Here is a 21,996-nt window from a genome sequence, read left to right on the forward strand (position 1 = left end):
CCCCAGAAATAAAAAAGGCCGGATTCACCGGCCTTTTGAGATTAACGTGCGATTACTTTTCCTGAAGACCGAGTTTTTTCTCCAGATAGTGGATGTTGGTTCCACCGTGCTGGAAGTGCTCGTCATTCATGATGCGGGTCTGCAGATCGATATTGGTTTTGATACCATCGATAATCAGTTCCTGCAGGGCATTTTTCATACGGGCAATCGCCACGTCGCGGTTTTCACCGTAGCAGATGAGTTTGCCGATCATGGAATCATAGTACGGCGGCACCGTGTAGCCCGCGTAGATATGAGATTCCCAGCGAACGCCAAAGCCGCCAGGCGCATGGAAGCGCGTGATTTTGCCAGGGCTTGGCAGGAAGGTGTTCGGATCTTCGGCATTGATACGGCATTCTACCGCATGGCCTCGAACGACAACTTCGTCCTGTGTGATCGACAGTGGCTGACCCGCCGCGATGCGCAACTGCTCTTTGATCAAATCGACGCCGGTAATCATTTCAGTTACCGGGTGTTCAACCTGAATACGGGTGTTCATTTCGATGAAATAGAACTCGCCGTTTTCGAACAGGAATTCGAACGTTCCTGCGCCGCGATAGCCGATGTCTACGCACGCTTTCGCGCAGCGTTCGCCGATATAGCGACGCAGTTCCGGCGTAATGCCTGGCGCCGGGGCTTCTTCAACCACTTTCTGGTGGCGACGCTGCATGGAGCAGTCGCGTTCCGCCAGATAGATAGCGTTGCCCTGGCCGTCCGCCAGCACCTGAATTTCGATGTGGCGTGGATTTTCCAGGTATTTTTCCATGTATACCATGTCGTTGCTGAAAGCTGCTTTCGCTTCCGCTTTAGTCATGGAGATGGACTGCGCCAGTTCAGCATCGCTACGAACCACGCGCATACCGCGGCCGCCGCCGCCGCCGGACGCTTTGATGATCACCGGATAGCCAATACGTTTGGCATGAGCGCGGTTCGCATTCATATCGTCGCCCAGTGGGCCGTCAGATCCTGGTACGGTCGGCACGCCCGCTTTTTTCATCGCGGTAATCGCGGACACTTTATCGCCCATCAGGCGGATGGTGTCCGCTTTCGGGCCGATAAAGATAAAGCCGGAGCGTTCAACCTGCTCGGCAAAATTGGCGTTCTCAGAAAGGAAGCCGTAACCCGGGTGGATTGCCACCGCGCCGGTGATTTCAGCGGCGCTAATGATAGCCGGGATGTTCAGATAACTTTTTACGGACGGTGCCGGGCCAATACAGACCGTCTCATCCGCCAGCAATACGTGTTTTAAATCGCGATCCGCGCTTGAGTGCACAGCGACGGTCTTGATGCCGAGTTCTTTACAGGCTCGAAGAATACGTAGTGCGATCTCGCCGCGGTTGGCGATGACAATTTTATCCAACATGTTCGCCTCGTTACTCGATGACGACCAGTGGCTCGTCAAATTCTACCGGTTGACCACTTTCGACCAGAATCGCTTTCACAGTGCCTGCTTTGTCTGCTTCGATCTGGTTCATCATTTTCATGGCTTCAACGATGCACAGGGTATCGCCCACGTTCACTTTCTGGCCCACTTCGATGAACGCTTTCGCGTCCGGGCTTGGGGTGCGGTAGAAAGTACCAACCATTGGGGAGCGTACGATGTGACCACTGATTTCCGCTGCGGCAGGCGCTTCCATTGCTGGAGTAGCCGCTGGCGCGACAGCGTTAGACAGAGCGGGTTGCTGCATCATCGGCGCCGCATAAGCCTGCTGCATCACCGGGAAACCGGCGTTTGCCGTTGTGCGGCTGATGCGAACAGATTCTTCGCCTTCAGAAATTTCCAGTTCGGAGATACCTGATTCTTCAACCAGCTCGATCAGTTTTTTAATCTTACGAATATCCATGAGTGGGTTCCGTACTCTTTGTTTAGTGTGATTGTGACAGGCGTTTTAGCGCCGTCTGTAAAGCATGTGAATGACTGCCGCGGGTAAAATACCGCGCATCTTTGATTTGCCTGTTATGCCGTAGCACCCGAAGGTGAAATTCATGATTTGCCAGTCATTGTGTGGCTATCTTCTGCCATTTTCGGGCAAAAAACAAAATATACCTTCATTGCACGATTGTCACCCTTATCTGCGAACGAAAATCGCCGTTGGGGAATGTAAAGTCGCACATTATAACTATTTCGTCGCAATTGGCAGCTAAATACTGGTCTTATCAGGGAAGATAATCAACCCGAAACATAAAAAGGACATTACCTGTTTTGCGTTTTGCAATCGACCGCACAGTTCACCAAACTAGCGCCACCACTGGCGAAACTTCCGGTAACGCAACGCTAAAAGGGCTAACGCTAATGCCGCGTAGATGACCGGTTGCGGTGATAAAATCTTTACCGACCACAGGTAATGTATGGGAGCCAGGATCGCGACAAGATAGACGACGTTATGCAGTGTTTGCCAGCGTTTGCCCAATTTACGCTGCGCAAATTGCGTTGAGGTCAACGTCAGCGCCAATAACACCAGCCAGCTAATGATCCCAAGCGTCAAATAAGGGCGTGAAATCAACTCGCTTCCTAACAGCGCCAGGTTATGTATCCCCAGTTCCAGCAAGGCATAGCTGGTTAAATGCAGTGTCGCCCAAACGAAACACCATAATCCTAACAGGCGGCGTGTGCGTATCAATAATGGCTGTTTAGCGTAGCGCGCCAGCGGTGAAACCAGCAAGGTGGCGAGCAAAAATTTGAGCGCGGTTCTACCGGTAAAGTGTTGGATATCCTTTACCGGGTCTGCGCTGAGTCCACCGTGATTTATCGCCCAAAAGAGCCACAGAAGCGGCAAAAAACCGGCAAGATGCAGACAAACTTTTAGCCAGGTTATCTGTTTTACTGTCAGACGCACTTAAAAATTCTCCCGCAAATTGAGACCGCGATACAGCGAAGCGACTTCATTGGCGTAGCCGTTAAACAGCAGCGTCGGCTGCCTTTGCACATCAAGGATACCGCCTGAACCAATAAAGCGTTCGGTAGCCTGAGACCAGCGTGGATGATCCACATGCGGGTTCACATTGGCATAAAAACCATATTCGTTGGGAGCCGACAAATTCCAGGTGGTTGGCGGACGTTCGCGGGTGAGTTTAATGCTAACAATAGATTTAATACCTTTAAAACCATACTTCCATGGAACGATGAGGCGAATGGGCGCGCCGTTTTGCGGGGGTAACGCTTTACCATAGACGCCAACGGTCATCAGCGTCAGCGGATGCATGGCTTCGTCCAGACGTAGCCCTTCGACATAAGGGTATTTCAGTCCGCCGCCAATAAAGCGATCTTTCTGTCCTGGCATATCATCCGGCGCGTATAGTGTTTCGAATGCCACATATTTAGCGTGGCTGGTGGGCTGTGCCTGCGCGAGTAGCTTATATAAAGGGAAACCAATCCACGGCACGACCATGGACCACGCTTCGACGCAGCGCATTCGATAGATACGCTCTTCTAATGGAAAACGATGTGTTAAATCGTCGTAATCCAGCGTAAATGGTTTCGCGACTTCCCCGCTGATTTTCAACGTCCACGGTTCGGTTTTCAGACTTCCGGCATTGGCCGCCGGGTCGGCTTTATCAAGGCCAAACTCATAGAAATTGTTGTAGCCCGTCACCTTATCTTCCGGCGTTAACGCTAAATCGCTTCGCCAGGCGGCAGGCTGACTAAACTCAAGCGGTTTACCGGCAGGCGCTTTCGGACGATCGTTGCCTTTAAACCAACTGAAGAGATCGGCCTGCGCCGTTGAGGGTAAGGATAAGGCGGCCGCGCTGATGCCTAATGCTTTTAGCACCTGTCGGCGCTGCATAAAAAAAGCCGATTCCGCAGTCACATCGGCTTCTGTTAATGGACGTATCTTTTTCATCACAGACTCCCGGTCTACCCACCACAACATGGCGTGTAGTGAATATAATAGGGAGTGTGTCAATGTGTAAAAATAAATAGGTAATTAAGTGTAAATTTTTTTATACGTGACGTTATTTTATCTTCACCAGCGTACGGCCCTGAACCTGATTATTGATGATGGCATCGGCGAACTTCGGCGCATCCGCCAGCGTAATCTCTGTGGCGGCCTGAGCATAGAACGATTCCGGCAGATCCTTAACCAAACGCGCCCAGGCTTCTGCGCGACGTGCCGGTGGGGTCATCACCGAGTCCACCCCTTGCAAACGCACATTACGCAGAATGAATGGCATAACGGTGGTCGGCAGCGCGAAGCCGCCCGCCAGGCCGCAGGCGGCCACGCAACCGCCATAGTTCATCTGTGCCAGGACTTTCGCCAGCACTTTATCGCCAACGGTATCAATTGCACCGGCCCACAGCTGTTTTTCCAACGGGCGAGATTCAGCAAACTCATCGCGGCTGAGAATACGGTTAGCTCCCAGGCTCTTAAGATAGCCGTGGGTGCTTTCACGTCCTGATACTGCTGCAACCTGATAGCCCAGCTTATGCAGTAATGCAACGGCAGTGCTGCCCACACCGCCGCTGGCGCCGGTGACGACAACCTCACCGTCTTGCGGGCGAATACCTGCATCTTCAAGCGCCATGACGCACAGCATGGCGGTAAAACCGGCGGTGCCGATGATCATGGCGTTACGGCTGCTCAGTCCCGCAGGCAGCGCGACCAGCCAGTCGCCTTTAACGCGTGCGCGTTCGGCCAGGCCGCCCCAGTGGTTTTCGCCCACGCCCCAGCCAGTCAGTAGTACTTCCTGGCCTGCATGAAAGCGAGGATCTTCGCTTGCGTGAACGGTGCCGGCGAAATCAATACCAGGAATCATCGGAAAATGACGGATAATTTTCCCTTTTCCGGTGATAGCCAGAGCATCTTTATAATTCAGGCTGGACCAGTGGACATCCACCGTCACATCACCTGCCGGCAGTTGACTCTCTTCGAGATGTTGCACGGATGCGAGGGTTTTACCGTCCTGCTGTTCTAAGATCAACGCCTGCATAACCTGTCCTCACTTTACATGGTAGATTGGAAAAATAGCTACGAAGACTATACTCGCTAATTAAAACGTGATGCCGATGCAACGCAATAAATTGCCAGATAGATCCATTTTGGTAGTATGCCTGCTTCATTGCGCGCCGTGGCGAATTCCGCCTTCAGATTCGCTTTTTCATACTGTTTATAACCGTCGGAGTTAACTCAAGGATGCGATTAACGACGAAATTCTCAGCTTTTATCACGCTGCTCACGGGATTAACGATCTTCGTGACTCTGATAGGTTGCTCGCTAAGCTTTTATAACGCCGTACAGTATAAGTATGTCAGCCGTGTGCAGGCGACGGCAACAGCCATTGATACGCACCTGGTGACCCATGATATTGTCTCGCTGACGCCGCAAATCGACGAGCTCATGATCGCTTCCGATATTGTGCGTGTCGATCTGTTGCAGGGGGAGCGCAGCGTCTACAGCCATTCTCGCGCCAGAGGTTATCGGCCAGCCGGCACCAGCGACATGTATCGCGAGCTGGTCGTACCGCTGATAAAACATCCAGGAATGTCGCTACGTCTGGTTTATCAGGACCCGATGGGTAATTATTTTCACTCACTGATCACCACGGCGCCGCTGACGCTGGCGATCGGTTTTATCGTTCTGATTTTGTTTTTATCGGTGCGCTGGCTGCAGCGGCAGCTTTCCGGGCAGGAGCTTCTGGAAATTCGCTCAACGCGTATTCTGAACGGCGAACGCGGGGCGAATGTCCGCGGTTCTGTTTACGAATGGCCAGCGCGCACCAGTAGCGCGCTTGATGTATTGCTTTCCGAAATTCAGTTTGCTCACGAACAGCGTAGTCGCCTGGACACCCTCATTCGCTCCTACGCCGCGCAGGACACCAAAACCGGACTCGGTAACCGTCTGTTCTTTGATAACCAGCTGGCGACGCTGCTGGAAGATCAGGAAAAAGTGGGAGTGCATGGCGTGGTGATGATGATCCGCTTGCCAGACTTCAATCTTCTGCGCGACAGCCTGGGAGGCAATCAGGCGGAAGAGCAGATGTTTATGCTTATCAATCTGCTATCGACATTCATTATGCGTTACCCAGGCTCGCTGCTGGCGCGTTATCACCGCAGCGACTTTGCCGTGCTGCTACCGCATCGAACGCTGAAAGAAGCGGAAAGTATTGCCGGACAACTTTTAAAAGCTGTCGATGCGCTACCGGCTAACAAAATGCTCGATCGTGACGATATGGTACATATCGGCATTTGCGCCTGGCGCAGCGGACAGTCCACCGATCAGGTGATGGAACATGCTGAAGCCGCGGCGCGGAATGCCGCCCTGCAGGGGGGAAATAGCTGGGCTATCTACGACGACACTCTGCCGGAAAAAGGGCGCGGCAATGTGCGCTGGCGCACATTGATTGAGCAGATGCTGAACCGGGGCGGACCGCGACTTTATCAAAAACCGGCGGTCACGCGAGAAGGTCGCGTACATCATCGGGAATTGATGTGTCGCATCTATGACGGTAAAGAAGAGGTGAGCTCGGCGGAGTATATGCCGATGGTGTTGCAATTTGGTTTATCGGAAGAGTATGACAGATTACAAATTAGCCGCCTGATTACGTTGCTGGGCTACTGGCCGGATGAAAATCTGGCAATGCAGTTGACGGTTGAGTCGCTGATTCGTCCGCGTTTTCAGCGCTGGTTGCGCGATACGTTAATGCAGTGTGAAAAATCACAGCGAAATCGCATAATTATTGAACTTGCGGAGGCAGATGTTTGTCAACACATCAGCCGGTTACAACCCATCCTTCGCTTAGTCAATGCGCTTGGCGTTCGGGTGGCGGTGACACAGGCGGGTTTGACGCTGGTTAGCACGAGCTGGATTAAAGCGCTCAATGTGGAATTACTCAAGCTGCATCCGAGTCTGGTCAGAAACATTGAGAAGCGAACGGAAAACCAGCTTCTGGTTCAAAGTCTGGTAGAGGCCTGCGCGGGCACGCCTACGCAGGTTTACGCGACGGGCGTCCGTTCGCGCGGCGAGTGGCAGACGCTGACAAAACGCGGCGTGGTTGGCGGGCAGGGTGATTTTTTTGCCTCCTCCCAACTACTTGACACAAACGTGAAAAAATATTCGCAAAGATACTCGGTTTAACCTGCCGTTTAATTTGTTTTCACGTAGAATAACGCGCGCTGCGCCTCATGGGGGTGTGCTTGTCTGCTCGCCAGATTGTTGCAGCAAATATGCAGGTGAATGACCTTTGACAGGTTGCAAACGAAGGCGAGGATTGCTGCTGATTTTTTCAGCCCTGAGGGACTCAGGCCGAGATTTGTAACAAAGGAAACGAACTGCACTAATTTTCACCGTAGCAGATGATTTTTGCGCCTTGTCGCTGCTGCGTGTGGTTGGTAAAGTAAGCGGATTTTGTTTTCCGCCCCAGCTTTCAGGATTATCCCTTAGTATGTTGAAAAAATTTCGTGGCATGTTTTCCAATGACCTGTCCATTGACCTGGGTACCGCGAATACCCTCATTTATGTAAAAGGACAAGGCATCGTATTGAATGAGCCTTCCGTTGTGGCCATTCGTCAGGATCGTGCCGGTTCGCCGAAAAGCGTGGCTGCAGTCGGTCATGATGCGAAGCAGATGCTGGGCCGTACGCCGGGCAATATCGCTGCGATCCGTCCGATGAAAGATGGCGTTATCGCTGACTTCTTTGTGACCGAAAAAATGCTCCAGCACTTTATTAAACAAGTGCACAGCAACAGCTTTATGCGCCCAAGCCCGCGCGTACTGGTATGCGTGCCGGTCGGCGCGACGCAGGTAGAACGCCGCGCGATTCGTGAATCCGCTCAGGGCGCAGGCGCCCGTGAAGTCTTTTTGATCGAAGAGCCGATGGCGGCCGCGATCGGCGCAGGTCTGCCAGTTTCTGAAGCAACCGGTTCAATGGTTGTGGATATCGGTGGTGGTACCACTGAAGTTGCCGTGATCTCCCTGAACGGCGTGGTTTACTCTTCTTCTGTCCGTATTGGTGGTGACCGCTTCGACGAAGCCATCATTAATTACGTTCGTCGTAACTACGGTTCTCTGATTGGTGAAGCCACCGCAGAACGTATTAAACACGAAATCGGTTCCGCTTATCCGGGCGACGAAGTCCGCGAGATCGAAGTGCGTGGCCGTAACCTGGCGGAAGGCGTTCCACGCGGCTTTACCCTGAACTCAAACGAGATTCTGGAAGCGTTGCAGGAACCGTTGACCGGTATCGTCAGCGCGGTAATGGTGGCGCTGGAACAGTGTCCGCCGGAGCTGGCGTCAGACATCTCCGAGCGCGGTATGGTGCTCACCGGCGGCGGCGCGCTGCTGCGTAACCTTGACCGTCTGTTAATGGAAGAGACGGGCATTCCTGTCGTGGTTGCTGAAGATCCGCTGACCTGTGTGGCGCGCGGCGGCGGCAAGGCGCTGGAAATGATCGATATGCACGGCGGCGACCTGTTCAGCGAAGAGTAGTTGGATACGGGCAGGATTATCCCTGGATTGTCCTGCCTCTCCGACGCGAGAATACGCATAGCCTATGAAGCCAATTTTTAGCCGTGGCCCGTCGCTACAGATTCGCCTTATTCTGGCGGTGCTGGTGGCGCTCGGCGTTATCATTGCCGACAGCCGCCTGGGGACGTTCAGTCAAATCCGAACGTACATGGACACTGCCGTCAGTCCTTTCTATTTTATTTCAAACGGCCCTCGTGAACTGCTCGACAGCGTGTCGCAAACGCTGGCTTCTCGCGACCAGCTTGAGCTGGAAAACCGGGCGCTGCGCCAGGAATTACTGCTAAAAAACAGCGACCTGCTGATGCTGGGGCAGTACAAACAGGAGAACGCGCGGTTGCGCGAGCTGCTGGGGTCGCCGCTGCGTCAGGACGAGCAGAAAATGGTGACGCAGGTTATTTCAACGGTTAACGATCCTTACAGCGATCAGGTCGTTATCGATAAAGGCAGCGTTAATGGCGTATATGAAGGTCAACCGGTCATTAGCGACAAAGGTGTCGTAGGGCAGGTTGTCGCCGTGGCGAAACTGACCAGCCGCGTATTGCTGATTTGCGATGCGACTCATGCTCTGCCGATTCAGGTACTACGCAATGACATCCGCGTGATTGCCGCCGGTAACGGCTGCACTGACGATCTTCAGCTTGAACATCTGCCCGCCAATACCGATATTCGCGTTGGCGATGTGCTGGTAACGTCCGGACTTGGTGGGCGTTTCCCGGAAGGGTATCCGGTGGCGGTGGTCTCCTCCGTCAAGCTGGACACTCAGCGCGCCTATACCGTCATTCAGGCTCGTCCAACCGCGGGTTTGCAGCGTTTACGCTATCTGCTGCTGTTGTGGGGAGCCGATCGTAACGGCGCCAATCCGATGACGCCGGAAGAGGTTCACCGCGTCGCCAATGAGCGCCTGATGCAGATGATGCCGCAGGTGTTACCTTCTCCGGATGCGATGGGGCCGCCGGCGCCAGTGCCGGACCCGGCGACGGGGATTACTCAGCCATCTGCGGGCCAGACTACGCCGGTATCAACGCAATCATCGCCTTCGGGCGCGACCACGCCGTCTGCGCGTGCGCCGGGAGGGTAATGGTGGCGAGCTATCGTAGCCAGGGGCGCTGGGTTATCTGGCTCTCGTTTCTTATTGCGCTGTTGCTGCAAATCATGCCCTGGCCGGACGACATCATTGTTTTCCGGCCAAACTGGGTTTTGCTCATCTTACTGTACTGGATTCTGGCCCTGCCGCACCGCGTAAATGTGGGGACGGGATTTGTGATGGGTGCCATACTTGATCTCATCAGCGGTTCCACACTTGGCGTGCGCGCTCTGTCGATGAGCATTGTCGCCTATCTGGTCGCTCTGAAATTCCAGCTCTTCCGTAACCTGGCGCTCTGGCAGCAGGCGCTGGTGGTAATGTTGCTTTCACTGGCCGTGGACATTATTGTTTTCTGGGCCGAGTTTTTAGTGATCAACGTCTCTTTCAGACCGGAAGTGTTCTGGAGTAGTGTAGTCAATGGCGTGCTGTGGCCCTGGCTCTTTTTGCTGATGCGTAAAGTACGCCAGCAGTTTGCTGTGCAATAAAGGTCGATATGACAACTCTGTATCTTGCTTCCGGTTCCCCGCGTCGCCAGGAATTATTGATTCAACTTGGATTTTCATTCGAGCAGGTCGTGCCTGGTATTGAAGAGCAACGGCGTGTTCAGGAAAGCGCGCAGCAGTATGTTGTTCGGCTGGCGCGCGAAAAGGCGCAGGCTGGCGTGGCGCTGGTTCCCCGTGATCTGCCGGTGTTGGGCGCGGATACGATAGTCGTGTTAAACGGCGAGGTGCTGGAAAAGCCGCGCGACGCCGCTCATGCCGCAGAAATGCTGCGTTTGCTTTCCGGAAATACGCATCAGGTGATGACTGCTGTTGCGCTTGCGGACTCGCAGCAGACGCTGGATTGTCTGGTGGTAACGGAGGTGACTTTCCGCACGCTTTCTGCGCAGGATATTACTGGCTATGTCGCCAGCGGCGAGCCTTTAGATAAAGCAGGTGCATACGGTATTCAGGGGCGGGGTGGCTGTTTTGTCAGGAAGATAAATGGCAGCTATCACGCCGTGGTCGGCTTACCGCTGGTTGAAACGTATGAGTTGTTGAGTCATTTTAACGCACTGCGTGATAAAAGGGATAAACATGACGGCTGAATTGTTGGTAAACGTAACGCCATCGGAAACGCGCGTGGCGTACATTGATGGCGGTATTCTTCAGGAAATCCATATTGAGCGCGAAGCGCGACGCGGAATCGTAGGCAATATCTACAAAGGTCGTGTAAGTCGTGTACTTCCAGGTATGCAGGCGGCTTTTGTAGATATTGGGCTGGATAAAGCCGCATTTCTTCACGCTTCCGACATTATGCCGCATACCGAATGCGTGGCGGGCGACGAGCAAAAACAGTTTACCGTGCGCGATATCTCCGAACTGGTGCGTCAGGGACAGGATCTGATGGTGCAGGTAGTGAAAGATCCGCTCGGCACGAAAGGCGCGCGTTTGACCACGGACATCACGTTGCCCTCCCGTTACCTTGTTTTTATGCCCGGCGCGTCACACGTTGGCGTTTCCCAGCGCATCGAAAGCGAAAGTGAACGCGAGCGCCTGAAAAAGGTGGTGGCGGAATACTGCGACGAACAGGGCGGGTTTATTATCCGTACCGCGGCGGAAGGCGTGTGTGAAGAGGATCTCGCGTCTGACGCCGCCTATCTCAAGCGCGTCTGGACGAAAGTCATGGAGCGCAAAAAGCGTCCGCAAACGCGCTACCAGATGTATGGCGAACTGGCGCTGGCGCAGCGCGTGCTGCGCGATTTCGCCGATGCGCAGTTGGACCGAATTCGCGTCGACTCACGTCTGACCTATGAGTCGCTGCTGGAGTTTACCGCAGAATACATCCCGGAAATGACCAGTAAGCTGGAGCATTACAGTGGCCATCAGCCGATCTTCGATCTTTATGACGTGGAAAATGAAATCCAGCGCGCGCTGGAGCGTAAAGTTGAACTCAAGTCTGGCGGTTATCTGATTATCGACCAAACCGAAGCGATGACGACGGTAGATATCAATACCGGCGCGTTTGTCGGACACCGTAATCTCGACGACACCATTTTTAATACCAATATTGAAGCGACGCAGGCCATTGCCCGCCAGCTACGCCTGCGTAATCTGGGCGGCATTATCATTATCGATTTTATCGACATGAATAATGAAGATCATCGCCGCCGGGTGCTGCATTCGCTGGAACAGGCGTTAAGTAAGGATCGCGTGAAAACCAGTATTAACGGTTTTTCGCCGCTGGGACTGGTGGAAATGACCCGTAAACGGACCCGTGAAAGCGTGGAACATGTGCTTTGTAACGAGTGTCCAACCTGTCATGGCCGCGGGACGGTAAAAACGGTGGAAACCGTCTGCTATGAGATCATGCGTGAAATTGTACGTGTTCATCACGCTTATGACTCCGATCGCTTCCTGGTTTATGCTTCTCCTGCGGTGGCGGAAGCGCTGAAAGGCGAAGAATCACACGCGCTGGCGGAAGTCGAAATCTTTGTCGGCAAACAGGTTAAAGTTCAGGTCGAACCGCTTTATAACCAGGAGCAGTTTGACGTCGTAATGATGTAATTGAGTAATAGCACCAGCGCATGTAGGCCGGATAAGGCGCAAGCGCCGCCATCCGGCAATATACCCTCAAGGGGGGTGAGTCGTATTTTTTGGCAGACAAGGAGAGACGCGTGAGGCGATTGCCGGGGATTTTATTGCTCACTGGAGCCGCGCTCATCGTCATTGCAGCGCTGCTGGTTAGCGGGCTGCGCCTGGCGTTGCCTCATCTTGACGCCTGGCGTCCAGCTATCCTGAATAAAATTGAGTCCGTGACCGGCGTGCCGGTGGCCGCCAGCCAACTCTCCGCAAGCTGGCAAAATTTTGGCCCTACGCTGGAAGCGCATAATATTCATGCCGCCCTGAAAGATGGCGGCGAGCTGTCGATAAAACGCGTTACGCTGGCGCTGGACGTCTGGCAAAGCCTGTTGCACATGCGCTGGCAGTTTCGCGACCTGACCTTCTGGCAACTCAATTTCCGCACCAACACGCCTCTTCAAAGCAGCGACGGCGAAGGCATCGAAACCAGCCGTTTAAGCGATCTTTTCCTGCGGCAGTTCGATCATTTCGATCTGCGCGATAGCCAAATCAGTTTTCTGACGCTTTCAGGACAACGCGCGGAACTGGCGATCCCACAACTTACCTGGCTAAACGGCAAAGAGCGGCACCGAGCCGAAGGCGAGGTCAGCCTCTCCAGCCTGACCGGGCAGCACGGCGTGATGCAGGTGCGGATGGATTTACGCGATGACGACGGTCTGCTAAATAACGGCAGAGTCTGGTTACAGGCCGACGATATTGACGTCAAGCCGTGGCTGGGCAAATGGATGCAGGATAATGTGGCGCTCCAGACGGCGCGTTTCAGTCTGGAAGGCTGGATGACGCTCAGTAAAGGCGAAATCGCCGGAGGGGACGTCTGGCTGAAACAGGGCGGCGCAAGCTGGCTGGGCGATAACACGACGCATACGTTGTCTGTCGATAACCTGACGGCGCAGATTAGCCGCGAGCAGCCGGGCTGGCAGTTTTATATTCCGGACACACGGATTACGCTTGATGGCAAACCCTGGCCGAGCGGAGCCTTAACCGTGGCCTGGCTCCCGCAGCAGGACGTCGGCGGCGAGAATCACACACGTAGCGATGAGCTACGCATTCGCGCCAGTAATCTTGAACTGGCGGGGCTGGAAGCATTACGTCCGCTGGCGGCTAAACTGTCGCCTGTGCTGGGCGAAATATGGCAGGCTACGCAGCCGAGCGGAAAGATCGCCACACTGGCGCTGGATATTCCGCTACAGGCGACCGAAAAAACGCGTTTTCAGGCATCGTGGGAAAATCTTGCCTGGAAACAGTGGAAGCTGTTGCCCGGCGCGGAACATTTTTCCGGTACGCTGGCGGGAAGCGTAGAAGACGGGCAGATGAAGGTTGCGATGCAGCAGGCTAAGATGCCCTATGAAACCGTTTTTCGCGCGCCGCTGGAAATTGAAAACGGCGTCGCGACGCTTAGCTGGTTGAAGAATGAGAACGGCTTTCAGCTTGATGGCCGCGACATTGACGTCAAAGCAAAGGCGGTACATGCGCGCGGCGGGTTCCGCTATCTGCAACCGACGGGCGACGAACCGTGGCTGGGTATTCTGGCCGGAATCAGTACCGATGATGGATCTCAGGCGTGGCGCTATTTTCCGGAAAACCTGATGGGCAAAGCGCTAGTCGATTACCTTAGCGGCGCGATTCAGGGCGGCGAGGCGGATAACGCCACGTTGGTTTACGGTGGTAACCCGCACCTCTTTCCCTATAAGCATAACGAAGGTCAGTTTGAAGTGCTGGTGCCGCTACGCAATGCGACGTTTGCTTTTCAACCCGACTGGCCGGCGCTAAAAAATCTCAACATTGAACTGGATTTCCTGAACGACGGCCTGTGGATGCGTTCGGATAGCGTCGATTTGGGCGGGGTGAAGGCCAGCAAACTCGCGGCGGCGATTCCGGATTATTCCAAAGAGAAACTGCTCATTGATGCCGATATTAACGGGCCGGGAAAAGCCGTTGGGCCTTATTTTGACGAGACGCCGCTAAAAGACTCGCTTGGCTCGACGCTGGCGGAGCTCCAATTAGATGGCGATGTGAATGCTCGCTTACATCTTGATATTCCGCTGGACGGAGAACAGGTTACCGCCGAGGGCGATGTCTCGTTGCGTAATAACAGTCTGTTTATTAAGCCGCTAAACAGCACGCTCAAAAATCTGAACGGTAAATTCAGCTTTGTGAATGGCGCGCTAAAAAGCGGGCCACTGACGGCAAACTGGTTTAATCAGCCGCTTAACCTGGATTTCAGTACGACGGAAGGGGCAAAAGCCTATCAGGTCGCCGTCAACCTGAACGGTAACTGGCAGCCAACGCGTATGGGCGTCTTACCGCCGCAACTGAATGACGCCCTGAGCGGCAGCGTGACGTGGAATGGTAAAGTCGGCATCGATCTTCCATATCACGCTGACACCACTTATCACATCGAGCTGAACGGCGATCTGAGAAATGTGAGCAGTCACTTACCTTCTCCGCTAAATAAACCCGCAGGCGAAGCCATTCCGGTGAACATTCAGGCTGACGGCAACCTGAAAAGTTTTGCGCTAACGGGGAGCGCAGGGAGTAAAAATCACTTTAACAGCCGCTGGTTATTAAATCAGAAGCTGACGTTGGATCGGGCTATCTGGACGACGGACAGCCGGACGATTCCGCCATTACCTGCTCAACAAGGCGTTGAGCTCAATCTGCCGGCGCTGGATGGCGCGCAATGGCTGGCGTTATTCCAGAAAGGCGCGGCGGATAACGTGAGCAGTTCGGCCGAGTTTCCTCAACGCGTCACGTTGCGTACTCCCGCGCTATCGCTGGGCGGCCAGCAGTGGAACAATTTGAGCGTCGTTTCAGCCCCCTCGCTGAACGGAACAAAAATTGAAGCGCAGGGCCGTGAGGTGAACGCCACGCTACTCATGCGCAACCATGCGCCGTGGCTGGCGAACATTAAGTACCTGTACTACAACCCTGGCGTCGCAAAAACGCACGCCTCGTCACCAACGCCGACATCGCCGTTGGCTTCGGCGAACACGATTAGCTTCCGCGGCTGGCCGGACTTACAGCTTCGCTGCGAAGAGTGCTGGCTATGGGGGCAAAAATATGGGCGTATTGATGGCGATTTCGCCATCAAAGGCAATACGCTGACTCTGGCGAATGGCCTGATCGATACCGGATTCGCCCGTTTGAAAGCGAACGGCGAGTGGGTGAATGCGCCGGGTAATGAACGAACCTCGCTGAAAGGTAGTCTGCATGGTAGTAACCTCGACACGGCTGCCGGGTTCTTCGGCATCTCGACGCCAATCCAGAACGCGTCTTTTAACGTAGATTACGATCTGCACTGGCGAAACCCGCCCTGGCAACCTGAGGAAGCCACGCTCAACGGGATTTTACGTACGCGTCTGGGCAAAGGCGAGTTTACTGATCTCAGTAGCGGTCATGCCGGACAGCTACTGCGGCTGCTCAGTTTTGATGCGTTGCTGCGTAAGCTGCGGTTTGACTTCAGAGATACCTTTAGCGAGGGCTTCTATTTCGACTCTATTCATAGTACCGCGTGGATTAAAGATGGCGTCCTGCATACTGACGATACGCTGGTGGATGGGCTGGAAGCGGATATTGCAATGAAAGGTTCTGTTGATCTGGTGCGTCGTCGTCTTGATATGGAGGCCGTTGTCGCGGCGGAAATTTCCGCCACCGTGGGCGTCGCTGCCGCGTTTGCCGTTAACCCGATTGTCGGCGCGGCGGTATTTGCCGCCAGTAAAGTGTTGGGGCCGCTATGGAGCAAGGTCTCCATTCTGCGTTATCGCATTACCGGTCCGGTCGATGCGCCGCAGATCAACGAAGTTCTGCGCCAACCGAGAAAAGAAAGCCAGCAATGATTTGACGGGGGCGAGGAATTGCCCCACTCTCAGTAAATAGTCATGCCGGACGGCGCTGCGTTTATCCGGTTTGCACAATCTAACAACGTAGTCCGGATAAGGCGTGAACCGCCATCCGGCAGAAATCAACGAGTAGCAAAAACGATGAGTCTGAACCTGGTAAGTGAACAATTGCTAGCGGCGAATGGCCTGAACCATCAGGATCTGTTCGCTATTTTGGGCCAACTGGCCGAACGCCGTCTTGATTATGGCGACCTCTATTTTCAGTCGAGCTATCACGAATCCTGGGTTTTAGAAGACCGCATCATTAAAGATGGTTCATATAATATCGACCAGGGCGTTGGCGTTCGCGCCATTAGCGGCGAAAAAACCGGTTTTGCTTATGCTGACCAGATAAGCCTCCTTGCGCTGGAGCAGAGTGCGCAGGCAGCGCGAACCATTGTACGCGAGAACGGCGAAGGCAAGGTAAAAACGCTCGCCGCCGTAGCGCATCAGCCGCTCTACACCACCCTTGATCCGCTGCAAAGTATGAGCCGCGAAGAGAAGCTGGATATCCTCAGACGCGTTGATAAAGCGGCGCGAGAAGCCGATAAACGCGTGCAGGAAGTTAACGCCAGCCTGACCGGCGTATATGAATTAATCCTCGTGGCGGCGACCGACGGGACGCTGGCGGCGGATGTCCGTCCACTGGTGCGTTTGTCCGTTAGCGTGCAGGTGGAAGAAGACGGTAAACGCGAGCGCGGCGCCAGCGGCGGCGGCGGTCGCTTTGGTTATGAGTATTTTCTTGCCGATCTTGACGGCGAGGTGCGCGCCGACGCGTGGGCGAAAGAAGCGGTACGCATGGCGCTGGTTAATCTCTCCGCGGTCGCTGCGCCAGCGGGGACGTTACCGGTGGTTCTGGGCGCCGGGTGGCCGGGCGTATTGCTGCACGAAGCGGTCGGGCACGGGCTGGAAGGTGATTTCAACCGTCGTGGGACGTCTGTGTTTAGCGGTCAGATCGGTGAGCAGGTTGCCTCCGCGCTTTGCACCGTAGTGGATGACGGCACAATGATGAACCGTCGTGGCTCCGTTGCTATCGATGATGAAGGTACGCCAGGCCAGTACAACGTATTGATTGAAAATGGCGTGCTGAAAGGATACATGCAGGACAAGCTGAACGCGCGCCTGATGGGCGCTGCGCCGACCGGTAACGGGCGTCGCGAATCTTATGCGCATCTGCCGATGCCGCGTATGACGAATACTTATATGTTGGCGGGGCAGTCAACGCCGCAGGAAATTATCGAATCCGTTGAGTATGGCATCTATGCGCCTAACTTTGGCGGCGGTCAGGTGGATATCACCTCCGGCAAGTTTGTGTTCTCTACCTCGGAAGCGTATCTGATTGAAAACGGCAAAGTCACGACGCCGGTGAAGGGCGCGACGTTGATTGGATCAGGCATTGAAACGATGCAACAGATCTCCATGGTCGGCAACGACCTTAAGCTGGATAACGGGGTGGGGGTCTGCGGTAAAGAGGGCCAAAGCCTGCCGGTAGGCGTAGGCCAGCCGACGCTGAAAGTCGATAACCTGACGGTTGGCGGCACCGCATAACTGTCCGCCTTATCAGGCCTGTGGTATGTGCCGCCCAGGCCTGATAAGCGCAGCGCCATCAGGCAATGTCTGCCTCGGGTGGCATCTGATCTACAATCGTCTTCAGCAATTACCCGGTGTTTTTATTTTTCTTTCCCTCGCCCGTGCATCCCCTGAAACAGGTGTGCGACATCGACAAAATAGTCAGTTAACGCGTTAATCACTACCTGCACTTTAAGCGGCAGCTTATCTTTTTCGGTGTACAGCGCGTACACCGGACGGGGATCGGACTGATAGCGAGGCAGCAGGATCTCCAGATCGCCACGATTGATCTCATCGATCACCCACATCAGCGGCACATAGGCGATTCCGGTTCCGGCGGTCAGCCAGCGTACCAGCGTCATCGGATCGTTAGTGACGAACCGCCCCTGTGGAATCAGTCGGGTAGAAATTCCTTCCGGCGCAATAAGTTCAAACTCATTATCCGGGCGCACGCTATATTCCAGCCAGGAATGGCTACTGAGATCGGCGGGTTTTTCCGGGACGCCGTACTGAGCGAGGTAGGGCTTGGCGGCGCACACAACCATCGGCATCGCGCCGAGTCGACGGGAAAACAGGCTGGAGTCTTGCAGCGCGCCCACGCGGATCACCACGTCCAGCCCGTCGGCAATTAAATCCGGGGCCGGAATTCCTGTCACCAGATTGACCGCCAGACCGGGATACTCTTTTAATAATTTTGCGGTAAGCCCGGCCAGCACATTTTGCGCCATGGTTGAAGAACAGCCGATACGCAATGTACCGATAGGCGTGTTATTAAAAGCGTAAAGCTGCTCGTGAACATCCTGCACTTCATGCAGCATACGACGACAGCCCTGATAATAGATTTTTCCAGCTTCGGTGAGCCCAATGCTGCGTGTGCTGCGGTTGAGCAATTTAACCTGAAGCTCATCTTCCAGTTTCGCCACAGTCTGGCTGATGGACGATACGCTCATTTGCAGCTGTCTGGCTGCGGCGGTAAAAGAGCCAAACTCAACAACTTTGGCGAATACCGACATTCGTTTTAATCGTTCCATTATTCACTCTGGCTTAAAAGTGATTTAGATCACATAATATAGATAACAGCATAACAATTACGTTAATATACTATTATTCGAATAAGAGCTATGTCGCTCTCGCCTGGCGTCTCTTGCCCTTCTCTGCGGCGATGTAGCTTAACAATCTATCGCCTGCTCTCTCTCAGAAATCAAGGTCAACATGAGTCTGTTTCCCGTTATCGTGGTGTTTGGTCTTTCCTTCCCACCGATATTTTTCGAATTGCTTTTGTCACTGGCTATTTTTTGGCTGGTGCGTCGGATGCTTGTGCCGACGGGCATCTATGATTTTGTCTGGCATCCGGCTCTGTTCAATACCGCGCTGTATTGTTGTCTGTTTTATTTAATATCGCGCCTGTTCGTTTGAGGTTGAAGTGAAAACACTAACAAGAAAACTCTCCCGTACGGCCATTACCCTCGTACTGGTTATTCTGGCCTTTATCGCCATTTTCCGCGCCTGGGTGTATTACACCGAATCACCCTGGACGCGCGACGCGCGTTTTAGCGCCGATGTCGTCGCTATTGCCCCGGATGTCGCGGGCCTGATTACCCATGTAAACGTGCATGATAACCAACTGGTGAAAAAGGATCAGGTCCTGTTTACCATCGATCAGCCACGCTATCAAAAAGCGCTGGCGGAAGCGGAAGCTGATGTAGCCTATTATCAGGTACTGGCGCAGGAAAAACGCCAGGAAGCCGGTCGCCGTAATCGCCTCGGCGTACAGGCGATGTCCCGGGAAGAGATCGATCAGGCGAACAACGTCTTGCAGACGGTACTGCATCAATTGGCTAAAGCCCAGGCGACGCGCGATCTGGCTAAACTCGATCTGGAGCGTACCGTCATTCGTGCGCCTGCAGACGGCTGGGTAACTAACCTCAATGTTTATGCCGGTGAATTTATTACCCGCGGTTCCACAGCCGTCGCCCTGGTGAAAAAGAACTCTTTTTACGTGCAGGCCTATATGGAAGAGACCAAGCTGGAAGGCGTGCGTCCGGGATATCGTGCCGAAATCACGCCGCTCGGCAGCAACCGGGTATTAAAAGGCACCGTCGATAGCGTGGCGGCAGGGGTAACGAATGCCAGCAGTACCAGCGATGCGAAAGGGATGGCGACGATAGACTCTAACCTCGAATGGGTGCGTCTGGCCCAGCGTGTCCCGGTGCGCATCCGGCTCGACGAGCAGCAGGGGAATTTGTGGCCTGCCGGTACGACGGCAACCGTCGTGATCACCGGTAAGCAGGATCGTGACGCAAGCCAGGACTCCTTCTTCCGTAAACTGGCGCACCGGCTGCGCGAATTCGGTTAATCGTCATGGGCATTTTCTCCATTGCCAACCAGCACATTCGTTTTGCGGTAAAGCTGGCGTGCGCCATTGTGCTGGCATTATTTATCGGCTTCCATTTTCAGCTGGAGACGCCGCGTTGGGCGGTGCTGACCGCCGCGATCGTGGCGGCAGGCCCGGCATTTGCCGCCGGCGGGGAACCCTATTCCGGCGCTATCCGTTATCGCGGAATGTTGCGTATTATCGGGACGTTTATTGGCTGTATCGCCGCGCTTATCATTATTATCTCTATGATCCGCGCGCCGCTATTGATGATTCTGGTGTGCTGTGTCTGGGCCGGTTTTTGTACCTGGATCTCCTCTTTAGTACGGATCGAAAACTCTTATGCGTGGGGACTGTCAGGTTATACTGCGCTGATCATTGTGATTACCATTCAGACGGAGCCGCTGCTTACGCCGCAATTTGCGCTTGAGCGCTGTAGCGAAATCGTCATCGGCATTGGCTGCGCTATTTTAGCGGATCTGCTTTTCTCGCCGCGATCGATAAAGCAGGAGGTTGATCGCGAACTGGACTGTTTACTGGTAGCGCAATATCAGCTAATGCAACTTTGTATTAAGCATGGCGACAGCGAAGAAGTCGACAACGCCTGGGGCGATCTGGTGCGACGCACGGCGGCGCTGGAGGGGATGCGAAGTAATCTGAATATGGAATCTTCGCGCTGGGTACGCGCTAACCGCCGCCTGAAAGCGTTGAATACGCTTTCGCTCACGCTGATTACGCAATCCTGTGAAACTTATCTTATTCAAAACACGCGGCCGGAACTGATTACCGATACATTCCGGGAACTGTTCGAGACGCCGGTTGAAACGGTACAGGACGTCCACAGGCAGTTAAAACGGATGCGGCGTGTCATTGTTTGGACCGGCGAGCGCGAAACGCCCGTCACGCTTTATAGCTGGGTAGGCGCTGCAACGCGCTATCTGTTGCTTAAACGCGGCGTGATCAGTAACACCAAAATCAGCGCGACGGAAGAAGAGATCCTGCAAGGCGAGCCCGTAGTTAAAGTGGAATCCGCTGAACGCCACCATGCGATGGTGAACTTCTGGCGCACCACGCTTTCCTGCATTCTGGGGACATTATTCTGGCTATGGACCGGCTGGACATCGGGTAATGGCGCGATGGTGATGATTGCCGTGGTGACCTCGCTGGCGATGCGTTTACCCAATCCGCGCATGGTCTGCATTGATTTTATTTATGGCACTCTGGCGGCGTTGCCGCTGGGATTGCTCTATTTCCTGGTGATTATTCCCAATACGCAGCAAAGTATGCTGTTGTTATGTTTGAGCCTGGCGGTATTGGGGTTCTTTATCGGTATTGAAGTTCAGAAACGGCGTCTGGGGTCGATGGGGGCGCTGGCCAGTACGATTAACATTATTGTGTTGGATAATCCGATGACGTTCCATTTCATCCAGTTCCTCGACAGCGCGTTGGGGCAAATTGTCGGCTGTATGCTGGCGTTTATCGTCATCCTGCTGGTGCGTGATAAATCCAAAGATCGAACCGGTCGCGTGCTGCTTAATCAGTTTGTTTCCGCTGCGGTCTCGGCAATGACGACCAACGTGGTACGCCGTAAAGAAAACCGTCTGCCTGCGTTATATCAGCAACTCTTTTTGCTGATGAATAAATTCCCAGGCGATTTGCCGAAGTTCCGCCTGGCGCTAACGATGATCATTGCTCATCAACGTCTGCGCGACGCGCCGATACCGGTTAATGAAGATCTGTCAGTGTTCCACCGCCAGCTTCGTCGTACCGCAGACCATGTTATTTCCGCCGGAAGCGATGATAAACGGCGACGCTACTTTGGTCAGTTGCTGGATGAGCTGGATATCTATCAGGAGAAATTACGTATCTGGGAGGCGCCGCCGCAGGTGACGGAACCGGTTAAACGCCTGACGGGCATGTTACATAAATACCAGAACGCGCTTACCGATAGCTAATCCACAAGAACCG

General features: G+C 54.1%; 17 protein-coding genes. 11 read left to right on the plus strand and 6 right to left on the minus strand.

All coding sequences use genetic code 11. The annotated features are described in order from the left end of the window. Positions 1–52: 52 nt before the first annotated feature. The 5 genes from accC to AAYN39_RS10765 all read right to left on the minus strand — a co-directional run bounded on the left by accC (position 53) and on the right by AAYN39_RS10765 (position 4,968). Positions 53–1,402, minus strand: a complete 1,350-nt coding sequence (gene accC / locus AAYN39_RS10745) for an acetyl-CoA carboxylase biotin carboxylase subunit (protein ID WP_000884627.1) — start codon at positions 1,400–1,402, stop codon at positions 53–55. 10 nt (positions 1,403–1,412) lie between these two features. Then, a complete protein-coding gene (accB, locus tag AAYN39_RS10750; RefSeq protein ID WP_000354626.1) occupies positions 1,413–1,883 on the minus strand; it encodes an acetyl-CoA carboxylase biotin carboxyl carrier protein in 471 nt (156 codons plus the stop codon). Between the two features lie 393 nt (positions 1,884–2,276). Further along, positions 2,277–2,876 (minus strand): protein-methionine-sulfoxide reductase heme-binding subunit MsrQ, encoded by a 600-nt coding sequence (gene msrQ / locus AAYN39_RS10755; protein ID WP_001241496.1) that lies wholly within the window; start codon positions 2,874–2,876, stop codon positions 2,277–2,279. Next, the gene (gene msrP, locus AAYN39_RS10760) at positions 2,877–3,881 is read right to left on the minus strand and encodes a protein-methionine-sulfoxide reductase catalytic subunit MsrP (protein WP_000723876.1); all 1,005 of its coding nucleotides are present in this window, start codon (positions 3,879–3,881) and stop codon (positions 2,877–2,879) included. Positions 3,882–3,993: 112 nt separating this feature from the next. After that, a complete protein-coding gene (locus tag AAYN39_RS10765) occupies positions 3,994–4,968 on the minus strand; it encodes an MDR family oxidoreductase (RefSeq protein ID WP_001148246.1) in 975 nt (324 codons plus the stop codon). A gap of 203 nt (positions 4,969–5,171) precedes the next feature. Between AAYN39_RS10765 and csrD the strand changes: the two genes are divergently transcribed. The 8 genes from csrD (at position 5,172) to tldD (ending at position 17,633) form a co-directional block, all read left to right on the plus strand. After that, positions 5,172–7,112 (plus strand): RNase E specificity factor CsrD, encoded by a 1,941-nt coding sequence (csrD, locus tag AAYN39_RS10770; RefSeq protein ID WP_001241380.1) that lies wholly within the window; start codon positions 5,172–5,174, stop codon positions 7,110–7,112. A 307-nt stretch (positions 7,113–7,419) separates the two neighbouring features. Next, on the plus strand, positions 7,420–8,463 hold the full coding sequence (gene mreB / locus AAYN39_RS10775) for a rod shape-determining protein MreB (protein WP_000913396.1): 1,044 nt from the start codon (positions 7,420–7,422) through the stop codon (positions 8,461–8,463). A 64-nt stretch (positions 8,464–8,527) separates the two neighbouring features. Continuing rightward, a complete protein-coding gene (gene mreC, locus AAYN39_RS10780) occupies positions 8,528–9,580 on the plus strand; it encodes a rod shape-determining protein MreC (protein WP_000802540.1) in 1,053 nt (350 codons plus the stop codon). 2 nt (positions 9,581–9,582) lie between these two features. Continuing rightward, positions 9,583–10,071 carry a rod shape-determining protein MreD gene (gene mreD / locus AAYN39_RS10785; RefSeq protein WP_000179403.1) on the plus strand — a complete coding sequence of 163 codons (489 nt, stop codon included), beginning with the start codon at positions 9,583–9,585 and terminating at the stop codon, positions 10,069–10,071. Between the two features lie 8 nt (positions 10,072–10,079). Beyond that, entirely contained in the window at positions 10,080–10,673 is a 594-nt protein-coding gene (locus AAYN39_RS10790) for a nucleoside triphosphate pyrophosphatase (protein WP_000210300.1), read from the plus strand. Next, on the plus strand, positions 10,663–12,132 hold the full coding sequence (rng, locus tag AAYN39_RS10795; protein WP_000123188.1) for a ribonuclease G: 1,470 nt from the start codon (positions 10,663–10,665) through the stop codon (positions 12,130–12,132). The genes AAYN39_RS10790 and rng overlap by 11 nt, the downstream gene beginning before the upstream one ends. A 110-nt stretch (positions 12,133–12,242) precedes the next feature. Continuing rightward, complete coding sequence (gene yhdP / locus AAYN39_RS10800; RefSeq protein WP_001253501.1) at positions 12,243–16,043, plus strand: AsmA2 domain-containing protein YhdP; 3,801 nt, start codon at positions 12,243–12,245, stop codon at positions 16,041–16,043. A gap of 144 nt (positions 16,044–16,187) precedes the next feature. Beyond that, the gene (gene tldD, locus AAYN39_RS10805; protein ID WP_000055936.1) at positions 16,188–17,633 is read left to right on the plus strand and encodes a metalloprotease TldD; all 1,446 of its coding nucleotides are present in this window, start codon (positions 16,188–16,190) and stop codon (positions 17,631–17,633) included. A gap of 122 nt (positions 17,634–17,755) precedes the next feature. Here the strand turns inward: tldD and aaeR are convergent, their stop codons facing one another. Further along, positions 17,756–18,685, minus strand: coding sequence for an HTH-type transcriptional activator AaeR (gene aaeR / locus AAYN39_RS10810; RefSeq protein ID WP_000440300.1), 930 nt, complete (start codon positions 18,683–18,685; stop codon positions 17,756–17,758). 181 nt (positions 18,686–18,866) lie between these two features. Between aaeR and aaeX the strand changes: the two genes are divergently transcribed. Genes aaeX through aaeB form a run of 3 tightly spaced genes read left to right on the plus strand, consistent with a single transcriptional unit; the run spans position 18,867 to position 21,983 of the window. Continuing rightward, on the plus strand, positions 18,867–19,070 hold the full coding sequence (gene aaeX, locus AAYN39_RS10815; protein ID WP_000051840.1) for a p-hydroxybenzoic acid efflux pump operon protein AaeX: 204 nt from the start codon (positions 18,867–18,869) through the stop codon (positions 19,068–19,070). 7 nt (positions 19,071–19,077) lie between these two features. Continuing rightward, positions 19,078–20,010, plus strand: coding sequence for a p-hydroxybenzoic acid efflux pump subunit AaeA (gene aaeA, locus AAYN39_RS10820; protein ID WP_000855134.1), 933 nt, complete (start codon positions 19,078–19,080; stop codon positions 20,008–20,010). A 5-nt stretch (positions 20,011–20,015) separates the two neighbouring features. Further along, positions 20,016–21,983: a p-hydroxybenzoic acid efflux pump subunit AaeB gene (gene aaeB / locus AAYN39_RS10825; protein WP_000510909.1), complete on the plus strand. Its 1,968-nt coding sequence runs from the start codon at positions 20,016–20,018 to the stop codon at positions 21,981–21,983. Positions 21,984–21,996: the final 13 nt, after the last annotated feature.

This window comes from Salmonella sp. K21076, from assembly GCF_039650795.1.
Taxonomy (GTDB): domain Bacteria; phylum Pseudomonadota; class Gammaproteobacteria; order Enterobacterales; family Enterobacteriaceae; genus Salmonella; species Salmonella enterica.